The organism is Neorhizobium sp. 05N33 (genome assembly GCF_056397445.1).
Map to the genome: position 1 here is coordinate 155988 of NZ_JBFTNK010000007.1, position 16301 is coordinate 172288.

Sequence of the window (16301 nt, forward strand, 5' to 3'; positions counted from 1 at the left end):
TTTCGATGAGTGTGTCAGTACGGCTAATCTCGGGCTCGATCGCCAATGGGGCGTTGCTTGCCGCCAATATCCTGATCCAGACGATCAGCGTGCCGATCATGCTCGGCTGGTGGTCGGCACAGCAATTCGGGCTCTGGGTCCTGCTGCAGACGCTTTATTCCCTCTCCGTCGTCTTCGACCTCGGCCATCAGAACTACCTCGGTTACGAGTTCCAACGGCTCGGCACCAGGGATGCCGTAAGACGGGACTTCGCCTCGTCCATCCCGGCCGCCATTCTGCTGGGAACGATACTCCTGTGCTTCTGGACGGCTGTCCCGGCCTTCGGATGGGCCGACGCGCTGTTCGGAGATTTTGTTCCTGCGGAGCTGATGGACGACCTTTCAGGCTCGATGACCGTCTATGCGCTCACCTGGCTCGTCACCAGCTCCGTCGGCGGTCTCCTCGGGCGGGCGCTCATCCCTTTCGGCTATTACGCGAGAATGGCGTGGTGGCGGTTTGCATTGCTGGTCGGCATCAACCTCGCGGCCCTCGCGGCAGTCCTTTCCGGCGGTGACGTCCTCGACGCTGTCATCGCCTCGTCGGTTGCCAACGTGGCCGTCAACATCGCCATTCATGTCGACTGCTTCCGTCTCTGGCGGCGCGAAGAAATCGGCTTTGCCGTCCCCGATCTGCGCAGGAGCTGGTCCAACCTCACGAGGAGCCTGTTCGTATCGCTCCGCGAACTGCTCGCCATCGGAAACCAGCAGGGCATCCGGCTGCTGATCGCACCGCTCGCCGGTGTTGGCCTTCTCGGTGCGTTCACCGCGACCCGGACGCTGTCGAATATGGCGATGCAGGGCATCAATGCATTGGCGGGGCCGGTCGAGCCGGAGCTCTTGTGCTATCTGAGGGAAGGGAAGAGCGAACCGGCGGAAGTCACTGTCATCCTCAGCTGGCTATTCGTACTTTTCATCATTAGTCCCGCCTGCCTTCTGCTCCAGTGGGTGGCGCCCAGCCTTTTCCAGTGGTGGACCCGTGGCAATTTCCAGCTGGACCCACTGCTGTTTGGCTCGCTCTGCGCCTGCATCATCGTCTACGGTTTCGCCCAGCCGCTCGCCTCGATCGTCCGGGGGAGCAACATCCTGCTGCCGCAGATCGTCGCGAACGGCACCTCTCTGCTGATCACGGCGATCGGTTGTTATCTGACGGTGACCTCATGGGCGTTGCCGGGCGCCGGCTTCTCGCTTCTAGCGGCCGAGACCGCCAGTTTCCTCATCTACGCAGCCGCCGCCGGCGGAGCCCTCCGAGAGCTGCGGTTGCCCCTCCCAATCCATGCCTTCGCCGCATCCGTTTGCGGCGGCCTCTCGGCTATCGCCGGGCTGTTCGCCATGGCGGCCTGGCCCCAATCGATCGGCTTGTCATCCGTTCTCGCCGTGATCGGCCCGCTGCTGGCGGCGTGGATGGCCTATCGGTCCCTGCCAGCCAACATGCGGGCTATCCTTCAAAGGCGTCTTCCAGACCTCTCCCGCAAACGGGCGGTTCTCAGGGGAGAACGGCCATGATCGGGAGCGGAGGTCTGGCGAGCGGCGATGTGGTGTTCGGTCGTCGTTCCGTACAAGGGCAACGTCGCCGCAATTCCCGTTACGTTACCCAGGCCCGCTGGGTCGTGGCGATTGCGATCCTGCTCTGCACGGCAATCCAGTTGGCAATATCGCCCGAGTTGGCCAACATGTTCTGTGCCGTTTCAGCCGGACTGATCGGTATCCTGGTGTTTTCCTACTGCACCAAGCCAAGGCGGATCGAACGATTTACAATCTCAACGCTGGTGGTGCTCGGCTTCCAAGCCCATTCGAGCCTGGCCGCCCTGATCGTCCAGACATTTGCCTGGAAACCGGTCACCTTCAACCTCGAGGCGCCGGTAGCCACGTTTTCTGCTCTGGCACTTCTGCAGATATGGGCGGTGGCGCTGCACTGGTTCTATGCGCAGTCGCGGGTGATGCAGGTTGCGACGACGGCGATCCGCCAAAGGATGTTTGCGCCGCTCGGCCTCTATCACTCGCCGACAAACCGGCAATTGTGGTGGATGGGGCTGCTGGGGTCGTTCGCCTCCTGGTACACGAATGCCGACCGCTGGGGCGAGGACAATTTCGGCGATATCGCTTTCAAGCTGCTCGCCGGCCTGTCGCAATTTTCCGTCGCGCCTTTCTTGATCCCGATCGCCGCCTACCTCATCGATCCGCCGAACGGCAAGCGGTCGATCAACTGGCTCTCGCTGACCGTCTACTGCGCCCTGACGCTCTATATCGCGCTGGCGCGCAACAGCCGCGGCGTGTTCGCGGTCAACGTCCTGACCGTGCTGATCTGCCTCGCCATCGCGGTGATGATAGGACGCCTCATCCTGACGAGGCGGCGGGTGATCTGGCTCGCGGTCGCCATCCTGCTCAGCCCTATTCCAGCCGGCATCCTCTCTGATCTGGCAACCGCCATGGTCATTGCCCGCGACGACCGCTCCGACATCTCGTCGCAGGATCTCGTCTTCTCGACCATCGGCACGTATTTCGATGGAGAGGCGCTGCAGTCCCGGCGGGAGACGGACCGGATCCTGGCCGAGGGCAGCTATAACGAGATCTATGTCGACAACCCGCTGCTGGCGCGCTTCGTCTCGACCAAATACATCGACCATAACATCGCCCTTGGCCTTTCGCTGTCGCAGACCGGTGAGGGGCTGGCGCGTGAAAATGCCGTCAACCAGCTGCTATTGCTGCTTCCGACGCCGGTTCTGAATTTTTTCGCGCCCGAACTCGATAAATCCAGCAACGCCTTTTCGTCCGGCGATTATTACAACTTTCTCGTTACCGGCGATGAGCCGGGAAGTTACCGCACCGGCTCGTCGGTCGCCGATGGCTTCGTTGTCCTCGGCGCGTTTTACGTGGTGGTGTTCGCCATCTTCGTCTTCGCGAATTTCATGATCGGCGATGCGCTCACGATCCGGATGCGGGATGGACATGTGCTGCTTTCGGCTCTGGCCTGCATCTGCATCACCCGCTTCTTCATGAACGGGCTTATGGACGAATCTATTGCGGTCCAAGCCGGCAACCTTGTCCGGGCGCTGCCGCAGACGGAGCTGCTCTATGTGTTGATGTTCTGGCTGACGAGGGGCGTGAGGCTGAGATGAGGCTCCTCTATATCGGCGCAGAATCAGGCACTAGCCTGCAGCGGGCAGCGGCATTCGGGCGTATCGGCTTTGATGTTCTGCACCTGTCTCCCTACACCCTCCTGCCGCCTCATTGGGCGCCGTGGCTGAACAGGGCAGGTGGCCCTGGCATCGATCGCCTCGTGGCAAACGGGCTCGGCCGGCGGATCGGCGGGCAGCGCTTCGATTTTGCCCTGGTGGATTGCGGCGACGTGGTCGGACCGGCCGCCCTGAACGTCATCCGCAAGGCGGCCCCGATCGTCGTCAACTACAACGCCGACAACCCCTATCTGAACCCGGCTCCGGAACGCCTCCGCTGGAGCATTTTTCACCGCGCCCTCCCGCACTACGATCTGGTCGTCACCGTGCGCCGTGACGGCATCGAAGAGATGATGGCGAGGAGAGGTGCAAGACGGATCGACACGATCTGGCAGTGCGCGGATGAGGTCGTACATCGCACGCTGCCGCCGACGCTGGAGGAGAAAAGCCGCCGGTCTTCCGATGTCGTTTTCGTCGGCACATGGATGCCGGGGCGCGGCGCCTTCATGGCGCGGTTGATCGAAAGGGGCGTGCCGCTCGCGATCCATGGGTCCCGATGGAAAAGAGCGCCGGAATACCGGCTGCTCCGCCCGTTCATCCGATCCGATCACCTTGAAGGTTTTGACTACACACGCGTAATTGCTGGCGCAAAAATCGCTCTGGTTCTGCTGAACGGCCAAAATGCCGACCTGCATACGACCCGCTCCGCCGAAATTCCCGCCATCGGCACGGCCATCTGCGCTCCCCGCACTCCGCATCATCAACGGCTCTACAAGGAGGGTGAGGAAGCCATCTTTTTCGATGGAGCGGATGATTGCGCGGAGGCTTGCAAACGCCTGCTGGCGGATGACGGCAGGCGCCAAACGATCGCCGACGCCGGGCACCGGCGCACGTTCACGAACGGGACCTATAACGAGGTCCTGGCCCGCCGGATCGTCGATCAGGTCGCCGACATGAAACATGGCGGCGCACGATGAGGAAAACGGAGGCGCGCAATCGTGGCATTCTGTTTCTGGCCCTGGACACCTACGGCCGGTTCGGCGGTATCCAGCGCTTCAACCAACGGGTTATCGCTGCCCTGGCCGAGATCTCTGGTGACAACGGCTGGAAGCCGCCGGCCGTCCACGTCATGCGCGATGGCAAGGCCGACATCCCCGAAACCACATCGGCCGCAATCCGCGCCTTTGGTCCTCGGCGGCTGGATTTCGTCGTCCACTCGGCTGTCGCTGTCCTTAACTGCAAAATCCTGTTCCTCGGGCATATCAACCTTCTGCCCGTAGGGCTCATCTGCAAGCTGCTATCTCCAAGAATCAAGCTCGTGCTCTTCGTCCATGGCGACGAGGTCTGGAACGATCCGGCCTATCGCCGCATGCGGTTTTACGAACCGCTTATGGCGAGAGCCCTCAGCCGGATCGCCTCCGTCAGCACCTTCACTGCAAGCCGGATGCAGAAGGCGTTCAACCTTCCCGCCGAGACGTTTAGGCTGTTTCCGAACGCCGTCGACGACATCGACCGGCAGCCAAAAAAGAGCAGCCGGAACATCCTGACGGTCGCCCGGCTGGATCGGCATGACCGCGGCAAGAATATCGACGCATTGATCAAGGCGATGGCCTTGCTCAAGCGCCGGAACGTGGAATGCGTCCTCCAGGTCGTCGGCGAGGGACCGCTCAAACCGGAACTGGCGTCGTTGGCCCGAGAGCTTGCAGTCGAGGACAGGGTCGAATTCATGGGCCGCGTATCCGATGCGAGACTGGCCGAGGCCTATGCCCAGGCCTGCCTTTTCGCGATGCCCTCCTCCAAGGAGGGGTTCGGCATCGTTTTCCTGGAAGCCTGGCTGCATGGCCTGCCGGTGATCTGCGGCACTGAGGATGCAGCGGCGGAGATCATTGCCGATGGTGTCGACGGGTTTGCCGTGAACCCATCGGATACTGAAACGCTGGCCGCGAAAATCGCGATGCTTCTCGACCATCCGGACATGGCAGCGGCGATGGGAGAGGCTGGGGCCGGCAAGGTCCGCTCGCGCTATCTCATGGAGCACGTCAAGGGAAATCTCGAAAAAATTATCGCGGAGCTGCCATGAGAATCCTCAACATCATCGCCAGCGCCGATCCCGAAACCGGAGGCCCGATCGAGGCGCTGCGGCTGACTGGACTGCAGATGGTGCGTCTGGGTCATGCGGTGGAAGTCGTGACGCTGGACAAGCCATCGGCGCCCTATGTGGGAGAGTTTCCCTTGCCCGTTCATGCCTGCGGGCGATGGACCCGGAGATACGGATATACACCGGAACTGGCACGCTGGATCGCCGCGAACGCCGATCGTTTCGATGCGACGATCATCCATGGCCTCTGGAATCATGCCTCTGTCGGCGGCTGGTCGGCCCTGAGGCGGGCAGGCCTGCCTTATGTCGTCTTCGCCCACGGCATGATGGATCCGTGGTTCCGTAAAACCCATCCGCTCAAGCACGTCGCCAAACAGGCGTTCTGGCTTGCCTGGCAGGGCAGGGTTCTCCGGGATGCAGCGGCGGTCCTCTTCACCTGCGAAGAAGAGCGCCGCCGGGCGCGCGGCGTCTTCCGGGGCTATAGTTACGCGGAGCGTATCGTCGCGTTCGGCACGGCCGATCCGCCGGTGGGGGTGGAGAGCCAGCTTGCCGCATTCCGCCGGCTTCTGCCGGAATTGAAGAATGGGCGGTTCCTGCTGTTCCTCGGCCGTTTCCACGCAAAGAAGGGCTGCGACCTCCTCGTCGAAGCCTTTTCGAAGATCGCCGCGTCCAATCCCGATCTCGACCTGGTGATGGCGGGGCCGGACCAATCCGGGTTGAAATCGAAACTGATTGCCCAGGCCGCCAAGGCCGGCATCGCCGATCGCGTCCATTGGCCGGGCATGCTGGCCGGCGATGCAAAGTGGGGCGCCTTCCGGGCCGCCGAAGCCTTTGTCCTGCCGTCGCACCAGGAGAATTTCGGCATCGTCGTCGCGGAAGCCATGGCCTGCAAAACGCCGGTCCTGCTGACCGACAAGGTCAATATCTGGCGGGACGTGCAAATGAGCGGCGGCGGCCTCGTCGGGCCCGACACATCGGAGGGCATCGAAAGCCTGCTCCGGTCATGGCTCTCGCTCTCCGACGACGGCAAAAGCGCCATGCGCGCCCATGCCCGCGCGGGCTTCGAACGCCATTTCCGCATCGAGGCGGCGGCCCGCGATCTCATTACCGTTCTGCGCTCTATCTCTCCACGAGGCCTTCATGAAGCCGCTTGACGCGAAGATCTCCAATCCGCGGCTGGGTGCCCCGAGTTTCGCGCTGAGACATCGGCTGTTCAGGCTTGCATGGACCCTCGTTTGGAGCCTTTTCGGCCGCTGGACACCGGTGCCGTTGTTTGCATGGCGCGGGTTCCTGCTGCGGTGCTTCGGCGCCCGGATTGACCGGACGGCGCGGATCTATCCCGGCGTCGAGGTCTGGTATCCGCCGAACCTCGCCATGGCCGCGTATTCCTGTCTCGGAAGCGGCGTGAACTGCTATTGCATGGATCGCATCGAGCTCGGCGCCCACGTAATCGTCTCCCAGGGCACCCATCTGTGCACCGGCACGCATGATGTCGACGATCCCGATTTCCAGCTGGTTACGAGACCCATCGTCGTCGGTGCGAATGCCTGGATCGCGGCGGAAGCGTTTGTCGGGCCGGGCGTCACTGTCGGGGAGGGCGCGGTGCTCGGCGCCCGCGCCGTCGCCTTCCGCAGCCTCGATCCCTGGACGATCTATGCCGGCAATCCGGCCCGAAAATTGCGGCGGCGCTTCGATAAGGATAGGCCGAGCATCTTTCCGGTGCGGTTGAACTCCTGATCGGGACACGTCGTCGAATGGCCAGCCTTGCCGTCCTCATCCTCACCTATAACGAAGAGCGCCACATCGCCCGCGCGCTGCAAAGCGTCGCGCCCTTCGCCTCCCAGGTCTTCGTCATCGATTGTTTCTCGACCGACGGCACGGTCGAGATTGCCCGGTCGCTTGGCGCAACCGTGCTCAGCAATCCCTGGATCAATTATTCCAGGCAGTTCCAGTGGGGGCTCGACAATGCGCCGATCACGGCCGACTGGATCATGCGGCTCGATGCGGATGAGGTGATCGAACCTGAACTGGCGGTGGAGATCGCTGAGAAGCTTCCCACTCTCGCTGCCAATGTCGCAGGCGTGAACCTCAAGAGAAGACACATCTTCCTCGGACGCTGGATCCGCCATGGCGGACGGTATCCGCTCATCCTCACCCGCATCTGGCGGCGGGGGCAGGGACATGTCGAGGACCGCTGGATGGACGAGCACATCGTCGTGCAGGGCGGCCGCACAATCCTTTTCGACGCGCCATTCTCCGATCACAATCTCAACGATCTCGGCTTCTTCACGGGCAAGCATAACCGATACGCAACCCGTGAAGCTGTCGATGTGCTGGGCCGGCGTTACGGTCTGTTTCCGGAGGACTTAGGACTATCGAGAGAAGTGTCGTCGCGACAGGCCACCATGAAGCGGCGCATCAAGGAGCAGATCTATAACCGGCTTCCGTTCCCTGTCGCCGCACTCGGTTATTTCCTGTTCCGCTATATCGGCCAGTTCGGCTTCCTCGATGGCCGCGAAGGGCTGATCTACCATGTCCTGCAGGGTTACTGGTACCGTTTCCTCGTCGGCGCCAAGGTCATGGAATTCGACCGGTCGCTCCGCTCGCTGGCAACGCTTGAGGAAAAGCGTGCGGCGCTGGCGCGATTGACGGGGCTGCCGCTCTGAAGCGACAGCCCGTGAAGTGCAGCGATTCAAGCAACGCCCACATTCGGGAAGGCCGCCCAGAAGAGCGTCGAGCCCGCTCCTTCGGCGGCGACCACCAGCAGGCTTTCGCCGGCGTTCAGGATATAGCCGGTCTTACCGGAGATCTTGTTGAAGAGCTGGGTGCCGTTGGTATTGACCGCCAAATCCGCCGATCCGGCATTGACGATATGAAACGGCAATCCCACCAGCGACGACGCATCCGACGAACTGGTGATCGCGGGCAGCGTGCAGACGAGCGCCGACGCGGCGTCGAAGGTGACGAGGCCGGCATCCAGCGGATGCAGCACGGTGTTTGCGGTCTTGAGCGTCGACTTCATTCCCATTCCGAAGCGGGGATAGATGAAGCTGTTGCCGCCCCTGACTTCCAGATCGCCTTGGTTTTCCCCTGCGTCGCCGCGAATGTTGAATGCCGCCAATCCGTTGCGGGTCTGATCGGTCCACAGACCTGATAGCATCGCGTGGCGGCCAATTCCGCGCGCCCCGTGAAACTGGCTGGTGGCTGAGGCTGTGTCGAAATCGGTAATCGTCGTGTTGCTGCTGTAGAACCGGCTGAAGCCGGTCGCGCGCCCGACGACGTCGGCATTCTTGTCGCCGGGCACTTCGGAGATGTTGAGGTCGCAGCCCTGCGCGTTCTCCACGTAAATCCCGGCGCCGGAGCCGCCTTCCACATCCACGCCGAAGAAGCGTGAATTGGAGACGAACGCGCCTTCGTTGCTGGTGCCCAGTTCGAAACAGGGCATGCCCCAGGACGAGAGCGTCAGCGAGCCGCTGCCGGACGCGATTGTGGCCGGGGAGGTGAAGGACTTGCCGATCTGGATCGTATTGCCGCTCACCGATTTGACGACATGGACCCGCCCGGCGGTGATCCCGTAATTGCTGCTCGTGAACGCGACCGGCATGCGCGCCCGGAATTTGCCGCCGTCGGCAACGGCGATATTCGCCGAGCCGTTCGAGAAGGTCGCGCTGGCCACAAGTTCGGCCCGGTTGAAGGCATTGTTTTGAATGCGGTCGACATACATTTCGTTCAGACGAGCGCCGTCACCCCCGGCTTCGAATACGATACCCCGGCAGAGCCGATTGTCCCGTCCATCGGCCGGAGTGATATTGAAGAGCGAATCGAAGCGGCTGTTTCCGGGCATCAGCGTCGAACCGGGCAGCAATGACGCGTAGTACTGGCCGTTTTCGCAGAGATGCGTCCAGACCCGGCAAACGTCCGTGTGCATGAAATTGGCAAGGAATATGCCCCAGTCGCTGCAGTCGCGGATAAAGAGATCGTGGATGGTGGAAAACTGCAGGCCAATATTGTTCACCGCGCCGATGCTGATGGCGCGGGTGAAGCCGGTAAAGCCGATATGCTCGCATCGCCAGCCGGTAATGCAGTCGGCGGTGATCGTCGCGGACGGTGAGCCAAGGTCTGCGTCATTGGCGGCAAAAGCGGGAAACGACCCGTCGCCGGCAAGCACGGTGCCACCCGCGAAATCCCATCCGCTGTCCGGGAGTGTGTCGTTCAGATAGTTCAGCACCGGCTGTACCCCCTGGTAACCGACGCCGGAAGCGACCGGGAGCGGCGCCGTGAGCGTAATCACCGCATCCGGCAGCAGAATAGTGCCTCCGCCGCCCGCCGCGACTGCTGTCGCATGTACGGCTCGGATTGCCGCTTCGGTGGCATCGGAGGGAATGTAGAGTTTCGGAATTTGGCGAGATGGCATCGTGTCAGTCCTCCAGGCCGATGAATCGGCTGATCGTGAGTTGGCTGATGGTGAGCTGATTGTTTTCTGCGTCGGCAAGCGCATTGCCTTCGGCATCCATCAGGGTGAACCCGTCGCCTTCGGGCGGCTCACCGCCGCCGATGGAAAAAGTGCCGGGACCGGTCAGGGAAAGTCCAAGATCCAGCATCATCTCCTCCCGCCGCGAACGCTCGCCGTCCGGCCCCCGCCGATTCGAACGCATCCGGCACCTGTGGCGTTAGTTCCGTGTCTGAGGTGGCGCTTTCCCATTCCTGTCTCCTCGGTTTCAAGCCCGGCCGATCGGTTAACTGCCGGCCGGCATTTCAGGACCTGATTTTAGGAACGGGTTGAGGAGCGGGGACGAAGTGTTGGAAAAGATTCCCAAAATGATCGATGGCACGCCGATGCGCTCGCCGGCCAAACGCCTGATATGTCTCACGGGTCGGAGGCTGTAGGGCGTTCGGAATGGAGCGAATTGTCGCGCTCGGAGCTGATATTCTTCCCCGGTGACCAAGAGAAGTCGATTACGATGGGGTGCGTTCCGCGAGAAGCTGTGAACGCGATGTCCACCCTGATGCGAGCCGCCGGTAAAGGTCGCAGCTTTTCTTTTCGTCTCAAATGCGCATCATACCTCAGCATGAGGGGCGATGATGAATCTCGACGCAATAAAGCAGGACGTTCTTTCCAAAATAAAGAACATTGCAGAGCGGGACGGAAAAGCCCCGGGCAGCGAACGATTTCAGGCGGAGACGGGAATAAAGCCACATGAATGGCGCGGGAGATTTTGGCGACAGTGGAGTGACGCATTAACGGAAGCCGGTTTTGCCCCCAATTCCCTACAGACCGCATTCTCCGATGATGACCTGCTGCAACCCGTTTTAAGCATCGCCAAGGCCCTTGGACGCTTTCCGTCCACCGGTGATATCCAATTTGAAATGCGCAATCGCACGGAAGCGCCGGGACCGAAGACCATACTTGCGCGATGGCGAATGGCTGAACTGGCGTCGGCACTTGCGGACTACGCTGAACGGCACGGAGAGCAGAAAGTTGCGGGCTTTGCGCGCTCGTATGTTCCGCCACGCCAGAGTAGGAATGAAGATGTCGACATGCCCAAAAGTGCCGTCGGCCACGTCTATATGCAGCGCCATGGCTCGGATTACAAAATTGGCTACACTAAATCATTGAACAAGCGGGGGCGGCAAATCCAGATCGAGCTTCCGCGGGAGATAGAGCTTGTCCATTCGATCCTCACTGACGACCCGGTAGGCGTCGAAGCATATTGGCACAGGCGATTCGCAGCAAAGCGGATACGGGGGGAATGGTTCAAGCTGACTAGGGCCGACGTTGCCGCGTTTAAACGATGGTCGAAGATTTGGTGAGGGGGACTTGATGGACTGGATATTGCCGCTAATCGGTGGTCTTGGTCTTGGTCTTGGTCTTGGTCTTGGTCTTGGATCGCTGTTGAAGTCCGTCATTGACCATTTCAACGCCCGCCGGGCGTTGACGCAGGATAGGCTCTATCAGGAGAAGCGCGAAGCCTACCTTGGACTTCTCCGCACTAACGTGAGGTAGCGTTTAGCGGACCAGTGGAATCAATGCGCACCGATCTAAGGCGCTAGCGTCATCATTTGAAGAAAAATGGTGGGCGATGACGGACTCGAACCGCCGACATCCTCGGTGTAAACGAGGCGCTCTACCAACTGAGCTAATCGCCCGTTCGCGATTGCGGAGCAACAAGGCCCGCCGCGTCGGTGGCCGTGATCTATGCGGATCGCGGAAAAACCGCAAGGGCTTTCATGATGTTTTTTTTAAAATTTTGGGGAAGAGCCGACTGGACAGGCGCGCATGTGGGGCAGGAGAGGGCAAAGCGACGAGACGTCATCCTTTTGTCTTGAAACGCGCTTGACACCCGATCGCGAACCTCTTAGTTAGCCGCTCAACCGAGCGATTGAGGTCGCCCGGCTCCGAGGTTTCGGCCTCAAGAGAAATGCGCGGGTGTAGCTCAGTTGGTTAGAGTGCCGGCCTGTCACGCCGGAGGTCGCGGGTTCGAGCCCCGTCACTCGCGCCATTCTCTTATTCGAACTCTCCGCCGATTGCGCGTCTTGCGCATAAGGCGGCTGCCGTCAGTCGGCATTATGCGCGGGTGTAGCTCAGTCGGTTAGAGTGCCGGCCTGTCACGCCGGAGGTCGCGGGTTCGAGCCCCGTCACTCGCGCCATTCGCCACCCAGAGGAACATGCTCCCGATACGATCCGGCCGCCACCGGTCCCTCATGGTCACGGTCTGAGGTTGTCGCTATGATACAGCCGCTGATAATCGTTTGAACTGCTCCATTTTGGCGCAGGATGCGACATTCAAAAAGCTTGCGCCGGGGCTTCGGCTGCGCTAACCACGGCTTGTTGCAATGCACGTTCGCTTTGCCTGTGCATTGATATTCAGGCGTCGTCTCCCGACGCTTCAGGCAAGCTGGGATCGAATACAATGAGTGAACTCCTCACTTCCTATATCCCGATCGCGATTTTCATCGGCATTTCCCTGGTGATCGGCATCGCGCTTCTGGTTGCGCCGTTCGCCGTCGCCTACAAGGCGCCCGATTCGGAAAAGCTTTCGGCTTACGAATGCGGCTTCAATGCCTTCGACGACGCGCGCATGAAGTTCGACATTCGCTTCTACCTGGTCTCGATCCTCTTCATCATCTTCGACCTCGAAGTGGCCTTCCTGTTTCCCTGGGCCGTGTCTTTCGGCGCGGTCGGCTGGTTCGGCTTCTGGTCGATGATGGTATTCCTCGCCGTTCTGACGATCGGCTTCATATATGAATGGAAGAAAGGAGCGCTGGAATGGGAGTAGTCGACAACGGCAGCACTCTCGTCGCGCCGCAACCCAAGGGCATTATCGATCCGAATACCGGCAAGCCCATCGGCAGTGACGACGCGTTCTTCGGCGAGATCAACAATGAACTCGCCGACAAGGGTTTTCTCGTCACCTCCACGGACGAGCTGATCACCTGGGCCCGCACGGGCTCGCTGATGTGGATGACCTTCGGCCTCGCCTGCTGCGCGGTCGAGATGATGCAGCTTTCGATGCCGCGTTATGACGTCGAGCGCTTCGGTTTTGCGCCGCGCGCCTCGCCGCGCCAGTCGGACGTGATGATCGTCGCCGGCACGCTGACCAACAAGATGGCGCCCGCGCTCCGCAAGGTCTACGACCAGATGCCGGAGCCGCGTTACGTCATTTCGATGGGCTCCTGCGCCAATGGCGGCGGTTATTACCACTATTCCTACTCGGTGGTGCGTGGCTGCGATCGCGTCGTGCCGATCGACATCTATGTTCCGGGCTGTCCGCCCACGGCGGAGGCGCTGCTCTATGGCGTGCTTCTGCTGCAGAAGAAGATCCGGCGGACCGGCACGATCGAGCGCTGAGGGCCAGAGGCTAAGGGTAATTGGACAAGATCATGAGTGAAGCCCTGAACGAGCTTTCGACCTATATTCGCGAAGCGCGTGCGTCCCTCGTGGCGGACGCGCAGATCGCCTATGGCGAACTGACGCTGACGGCGACCGCGGAAAACCTGCTGCCGCTGCTGACCTTCCTGCGCGACGACGTGCAATGCGGGTTCATCAGCTTCATCGACATCTGCGGAGTGGACTATCCGGCACGCGAAAAGCGTTTCGACGTCGTCTACCACCTTCTGTCGCCGCGCCAGAACCAGCGTATCCGCGTCAAGGTCGCGACCGCCGAGGACGAGCCGGTTCCGTCTGCCTGCCCGGTCTACCCGGGCGCCGACTGGTTCGAGCGCGAAGCCTGGGACATGTATGGCATCCTGTTCACCGGCCATCCGGACCTGCGCCGCATCCTGACCGACTACGGTTTCGAAGGCCATCCGCTGCGCAAGGATTTCCCAACCACCGGTTTCGTCGAGGTCCGTTACGACGACAACGCCAAGCGCGTCGTCTACGAACCCGTCGAACTGCGCCAGGAGTTCCGCAATTTCGATTTCCTCTCTCCTTGGGAAGGCACGGACTACGTGCTCCCCGGGGATGAAAAGGCGAAAGCTTAGGGATCGGCGCAGCCGCGCCGCCCGTCCGCACTTCTTTCCCGCTCGGTGCGATTGTCCGCCCGGCATGGAGCAAGCAGAATGACCGAACACAACGTCCGCAATTTCAATATCAATTTCGGACCGCAGCATCCGGCGGCGCATGGCGTGTTGCGGCTCGTGCTGGAGTTGGACGGCGAAATCGTCGAGCGCGTCGATCCGCATATCGGCCTGCTTCACCGCGGCACCGAAAAGCTGATCGAGACCAAGACCTATCTGCAGGCGATCCCTTATTTCGATCGCCTCGACTACGTCGCGCCGATGAACCAGGAGCATGCCTTCGCGCTCGCCGTCGAAAAGCTCCTGGATATCCAGATCCCGATCCGCGGCCAGCTGATCCGCGTTCTCTATTCGGAAATCGGCCGCATCCTCTCGCATCTTCTCAACGTCACCACGCAGGCGATGGACGTCGGCGCGCTGACGCCGCCGCTCTGGGGTTTCGAAGAGCGCGAGAAGCTGATGGTGTTCTACGAGCGCGCCTCGGGCTCGCGCATGCATGCGGCCTATTTCCGTCCGGGCGGCGTCCATCAGGACCTGCCGCCGGAACTGGTCGAGGATATCGGCAAGTGGTGCGATGAATTCCCGGCAAAGCTCGACGACATCGACGAATTGCTCACCGGCAACCGCATCTTCAAGCAGCGCAATGTCGATATCGGCGTCGTCAAGCTCGAAGACGCCTGGGCCTGGGGCTTTTCCGGCGTCATGGTGCGCGGTTCGGGAGCTGCCTGGGACTTGCGCCGCTCGCAGCCTTACGAGTGCTATTCCGACCTCGAATTCGACATCCCGATCGGCAAGAACGGCGACTGCTACGACCGTTACCTGATCCGCATGATCGAGATGCGCGAGTCGGTGAAGATCATGAAGCAGTGCGTCAACCGTCTGCTCGGCGACGCCAGGACCGGCCCGTTCTCGTCTACGGACGGCAAGGTTGTGCCGCCGAAGCGCGGCGAGATGAAGCGGTCGATGGAAGCGCTGATCCACCACTTCAAGCTCTATACAGAAGGGTATCACGTGCCGGCCGGCGAGGTTTACGCGGCCGTCGAGGCCCCGAAGGGCGAGTTCGGCGTCTTCCTGGTCGCCGACGGCACCAACAAGCCCTATCGCTGCAAGATCCGCGCGCCGGGTTATGCCCATCTCCAGGCGATGGATTTCATCTGTCGGGGTCACCAGCTGGCCGACGTCTCGGCGGTGCTCGGCTCGATCGACATCGTCTTCGGCGAGGTGGACCGCTGATGCTGCGCGCCGTCGTTTTCGCTGCCGTTATCTCTGCCGCCCCGGTTGCGTTCGCGCAGCAGGCGCAGACGGATGGCGCGATTTCGACGCAAGCCGGCGGATCGAAATCGATGCGCGATCTCCTGTCCGAAGGATATGAGATCAAGACCTCCGTTCCCAGTGGAACAAAGTTCATAGTGTTCATGCAGAAAGACAAGTCTGCCTATGCCTGCGAGTTCGTGTCGCTCACGAAATCGCGGTGTGGATCCATAAACTGATAAGGCGTGGAAAAGAATGTCCGTTCGTCGATTAGCCGAAGACCAGGTGCAGCCGGCAATATTCGCCTTCAATGACGAAAATGCCGTCTGGGCCGAGGCAACGATCAGGAAATATCCGGCAGGCCGGCAGCAATCGGCTGTCATCCCGCTCCTGATGCGTGCGCAGGAACAGGATGGCTGGGTGACCCGCGCGGCGATCGAGTTCGTCGCCAACAAGCTCGATATGCCCTATATCCGGGTCCTCGAAGTCGCGACTTTCTACACCCAGTTCCAGCTGAAGCCGGTCGGCACCCGCGCCCATATCCAGGTCTGCGGCACCACGCCCTGCATGCTGCGCGGCGCGGAAGACCTGATGAAAGTCTGTCAGCACAAGATCCATCACGATCCGTTCGCGCTGAATGCAGAGGGCACGTTGTCGTGGGAAGAGGTCGAGTGCCAAGGCGCCTGCGTCAACGCGCCGATGGTCATCATCTTCAAGGATGCCTATGAGGACCTGACGCCGCAGCGTCTCGAGGAGATCATCGACGCTTTCGAAGCCGGCAAGGGCCATGAGATCAAGCCCGGCCCGCAGATCGACCGCATCTTCTCGGCCCCCGAGGGCGGCCCGCAGACGTTGAACGACGAGATCAAGCCGGTCCGCACCAATCTCGACCCGCATCCGAGCGCCGAAGAGGCCGCGGCAGCTGCAAGCGTTCCTCCGGCCGACGCCGGTCGTCCCAAGGACACGGCGCCGGAGACGGACCCGAAGTTGAAGACCCCTGCCACCGCCCCGGCGGCTGCCGCAGCGAATGCCAAGGCCGCGGAGAAGCAGCCGCCCTCGGCGACTGCGAAGAGCAAACCGGCTCCGAAGACGCCCGGCAGTGCCGCGGAAGGCGCGCCGCCGGAACCGGGTGCAGTCTCCGGCGACTTGAAGCCGAAGCGCACACGGCGCAAGACCACGACTGAAGGTGAGTCGTGACATTTGAGAATTTGTGTGCGGCCT

At 61.4% G+C, this 16301-nt stretch carries 16 protein-coding genes and 3 tRNA genes; 16 read left to right on the plus strand and 3 right to left on the minus strand.

The annotated features are described in order from the left end of the window. Positions 1 to 5: 5 nt before the first annotated feature. Genes AC1DLT_RS19225 through AC1DLT_RS19255 form a run of 7 tightly spaced genes read left to right on the plus strand, consistent with a single transcriptional unit; the run spans position 6 to position 7975 of the window. Positions 6 to 1541 (plus strand): lipopolysaccharide biosynthesis protein, encoded by a 1536-nt coding sequence (locus AC1DLT_RS19225; RefSeq protein ID WP_477487796.1) that lies wholly within the window; start codon positions 6 to 8, stop codon positions 1539 to 1541. Further along, positions 1538 to 3154, plus strand: coding sequence for a hypothetical protein (locus AC1DLT_RS19230; RefSeq protein WP_477487797.1), 1617 nt, complete (start codon positions 1538 to 1540; stop codon positions 3152 to 3154). Before AC1DLT_RS19225 ends, AC1DLT_RS19230 begins: the two co-directional genes overlap by 4 nt. After that, on the plus strand, positions 3151 to 4188 hold the full coding sequence (locus AC1DLT_RS19235; RefSeq protein WP_477487798.1) for a CgeB family protein: 1038 nt from the start codon (positions 3151 to 3153) through the stop codon (positions 4186 to 4188). Before AC1DLT_RS19230 ends, AC1DLT_RS19235 begins: the two co-directional genes overlap by 4 nt. After that, positions 4185 to 5291, plus strand: a complete 1107-nt coding sequence (locus tag AC1DLT_RS19240) for a glycosyltransferase family 4 protein (RefSeq protein WP_477487799.1) — start codon at positions 4185 to 4187, stop codon at positions 5289 to 5291. The genes AC1DLT_RS19235 and AC1DLT_RS19240 overlap by 4 nt, the downstream gene beginning before the upstream one ends. Further along, the gene (locus tag AC1DLT_RS19245) at positions 5288 to 6463 is read left to right on the plus strand and encodes a glycosyltransferase (RefSeq protein WP_477487800.1); all 1176 of its coding nucleotides are present in this window, start codon (positions 5288 to 5290) and stop codon (positions 6461 to 6463) included. Before AC1DLT_RS19240 ends, AC1DLT_RS19245 begins: the two co-directional genes overlap by 4 nt. Further along, positions 6450 to 7046, plus strand: coding sequence for an LbetaH domain-containing protein (locus tag AC1DLT_RS19250; RefSeq protein WP_477487801.1), 597 nt, complete (start codon positions 6450 to 6452; stop codon positions 7044 to 7046). Before AC1DLT_RS19245 ends, AC1DLT_RS19250 begins: the two co-directional genes overlap by 14 nt. Before the next feature lie 17 nt (positions 7047 to 7063). Further along, a complete protein-coding gene (locus tag AC1DLT_RS19255) occupies positions 7064 to 7975 on the plus strand; it encodes a glycosyltransferase family 2 protein (protein WP_477487802.1) in 912 nt (303 codons plus the stop codon). A 26-nt stretch (positions 7976 to 8001) separates the two neighbouring features. On the opposite strand, the gene AC1DLT_RS19260 is transcribed toward AC1DLT_RS19255, so the two are convergent. Together AC1DLT_RS19260 and AC1DLT_RS19265 are read right to left on the minus strand one after the other, a co-directional pair. Continuing rightward, positions 8002 to 9723: a hypothetical protein gene (locus tag AC1DLT_RS19260; protein WP_477487803.1), complete on the minus strand. Its 1722-nt coding sequence runs from the start codon at positions 9721 to 9723 to the stop codon at positions 8002 to 8004. 4 nt (positions 9724 to 9727) lie between these two features. Beyond that, positions 9728 to 9913 (minus strand): hypothetical protein, encoded by a 186-nt coding sequence (locus tag AC1DLT_RS19265; RefSeq protein WP_477487804.1) that lies wholly within the window; start codon positions 9911 to 9913, stop codon positions 9728 to 9730. Between the two features lie 475 nt (positions 9914 to 10388). On the opposite strand from AC1DLT_RS19265, the gene AC1DLT_RS19270 reads away from it, so the two are divergent. Beyond that, complete coding sequence (locus tag AC1DLT_RS19270) at positions 10389 to 11120, plus strand: GIY-YIG nuclease family protein (RefSeq protein ID WP_477487805.1); 732 nt, start codon at positions 10389 to 10391, stop codon at positions 11118 to 11120. Between the two features lie 260 nt (positions 11121 to 11380). Here the strand turns inward: AC1DLT_RS19270 and AC1DLT_RS19275 are convergent. Continuing rightward, positions 11381 to 11456 (minus strand) — tRNA-Val (locus AC1DLT_RS19275). Positions 11457 to 11732: 276 nt separating this feature from the next. Between AC1DLT_RS19275 and AC1DLT_RS19280 the strand changes: the two genes are divergently transcribed. The 8 genes from AC1DLT_RS19280 to nuoE all read left to right on the plus strand — a co-directional run bounded on the left by AC1DLT_RS19280 (position 11733) and on the right by nuoE (position 16277). Then, positions 11733 to 11809 (plus strand) — tRNA-Asp (locus AC1DLT_RS19280). Between the two features lie 71 nt (positions 11810 to 11880). Then, positions 11881 to 11957 (plus strand) — tRNA-Asp (locus tag AC1DLT_RS19285). A 263-nt stretch (positions 11958 to 12220) separates the two neighbouring features. After that, positions 12221 to 12586 carry an NADH-quinone oxidoreductase subunit A gene (locus AC1DLT_RS19290; protein WP_007754643.1) on the plus strand — a complete coding sequence of 122 codons (366 nt, stop codon included), beginning with the start codon at positions 12221 to 12223 and terminating at the stop codon, positions 12584 to 12586. Next, positions 12577 to 13158, plus strand: coding sequence for a NuoB/complex I 20 kDa subunit family protein (locus AC1DLT_RS19295; RefSeq protein ID WP_007754646.1), 582 nt, complete (start codon positions 12577 to 12579; stop codon positions 13156 to 13158). Before AC1DLT_RS19290 ends, AC1DLT_RS19295 begins: the two co-directional genes overlap by 10 nt. A 32-nt stretch (positions 13159 to 13190) precedes the next feature. Next, a complete protein-coding gene (locus AC1DLT_RS19300) occupies positions 13191 to 13793 on the plus strand; it encodes an NADH-quinone oxidoreductase subunit C (protein WP_038549024.1) in 603 nt (200 codons plus the stop codon). Between the two features lie 78 nt (positions 13794 to 13871). After that, positions 13872 to 15062 (plus strand): NADH-quinone oxidoreductase subunit D, encoded by a 1191-nt coding sequence (locus AC1DLT_RS19305; protein WP_046667760.1) that lies wholly within the window; start codon positions 13872 to 13874, stop codon positions 15060 to 15062. After that, positions 15062 to 15319 carry a hypothetical protein gene (locus AC1DLT_RS19310; RefSeq protein ID WP_038541984.1) on the plus strand — a complete coding sequence of 86 codons (258 nt, stop codon included), beginning with the start codon at positions 15062 to 15064 and terminating at the stop codon, positions 15317 to 15319. Before AC1DLT_RS19305 ends, AC1DLT_RS19310 begins: the two co-directional genes overlap by 1 nt. A gap of 16 nt (positions 15320 to 15335) precedes the next feature. Beyond that, complete coding sequence (nuoE, locus tag AC1DLT_RS19315) at positions 15336 to 16277, plus strand: NADH-quinone oxidoreductase subunit NuoE (protein WP_477487806.1); 942 nt, start codon at positions 15336 to 15338, stop codon at positions 16275 to 16277. Positions 16278 to 16301 lie beyond the last annotated feature (24 nt).

Coding starts and splice junctions, on each gene's coding strand:
- AC1DLT_RS19305 (WP_046667760.1), top strand. CDS start 13,872: ATGACCGAACACAACGTCCGCAATTTCAATATCAATTTCGGACCGCAG.
- AC1DLT_RS19270 (WP_477487805.1), top strand. CDS start 10,389: ATGATGAATCTCGACGCAATAAAGCAGGACGTTCTTTCCAAAATAAAG.
- AC1DLT_RS19225 (WP_477487796.1), top strand. CDS start 6: ATGAGTGTGTCAGTACGGCTAATCTCGGGCTCGATCGCCAATGGGGCG.
- AC1DLT_RS19240 (WP_477487799.1), top strand. CDS start 4,185: ATGAGGAAAACGGAGGCGCGCAATCGTGGCATTCTGTTTCTGGCCCTG.
- AC1DLT_RS19250 (WP_477487801.1), top strand. CDS start 6,450: ATGAAGCCGCTTGACGCGAAGATCTCCAATCCGCGGCTGGGTGCCCCG.
- AC1DLT_RS19290 (WP_007754643.1), top strand. CDS start 12,221: ATGAGTGAACTCCTCACTTCCTATATCCCGATCGCGATTTTCATCGGC.
- nuoE (WP_477487806.1), top strand. CDS start 15,336: ATGTCCGTTCGTCGATTAGCCGAAGACCAGGTGCAGCCGGCAATATTC.
- AC1DLT_RS19245 (WP_477487800.1), top strand. CDS start 5,288: ATGAGAATCCTCAACATCATCGCCAGCGCCGATCCCGAAACCGGAGGC.
- AC1DLT_RS19255 (WP_477487802.1), top strand. CDS start 7,064: ATGGCCAGCCTTGCCGTCCTCATCCTCACCTATAACGAAGAGCGCCAC.
- AC1DLT_RS19310 (WP_038541984.1), top strand. CDS start 15,062: ATGCTGCGCGCCGTCGTTTTCGCTGCCGTTATCTCTGCCGCCCCGGTT.
- AC1DLT_RS19300 (WP_038549024.1), top strand. CDS start 13,191: ATGAGTGAAGCCCTGAACGAGCTTTCGACCTATATTCGCGAAGCGCGT.
- AC1DLT_RS19295 (WP_007754646.1), top strand. CDS start 12,577: ATGGGAGTAGTCGACAACGGCAGCACTCTCGTCGCGCCGCAACCCAAG.
- AC1DLT_RS19235 (WP_477487798.1), top strand. CDS start 3,151: ATGAGGCTCCTCTATATCGGCGCAGAATCAGGCACTAGCCTGCAGCGG.
- AC1DLT_RS19260 (WP_477487803.1), bottom strand. CDS start 9,723: ATGCCATCTCGCCAAATTCCGAAACTCTACATTCCCTCCGATGCCACC.
- AC1DLT_RS19230 (WP_477487797.1), top strand. CDS start 1,538: ATGATCGGGAGCGGAGGTCTGGCGAGCGGCGATGTGGTGTTCGGTCGT.
- AC1DLT_RS19265 (WP_477487804.1), bottom strand. CDS start 9,913: ATGATGCTGGATCTTGGACTTTCCCTGACCGGTCCCGGCACTTTTTCC.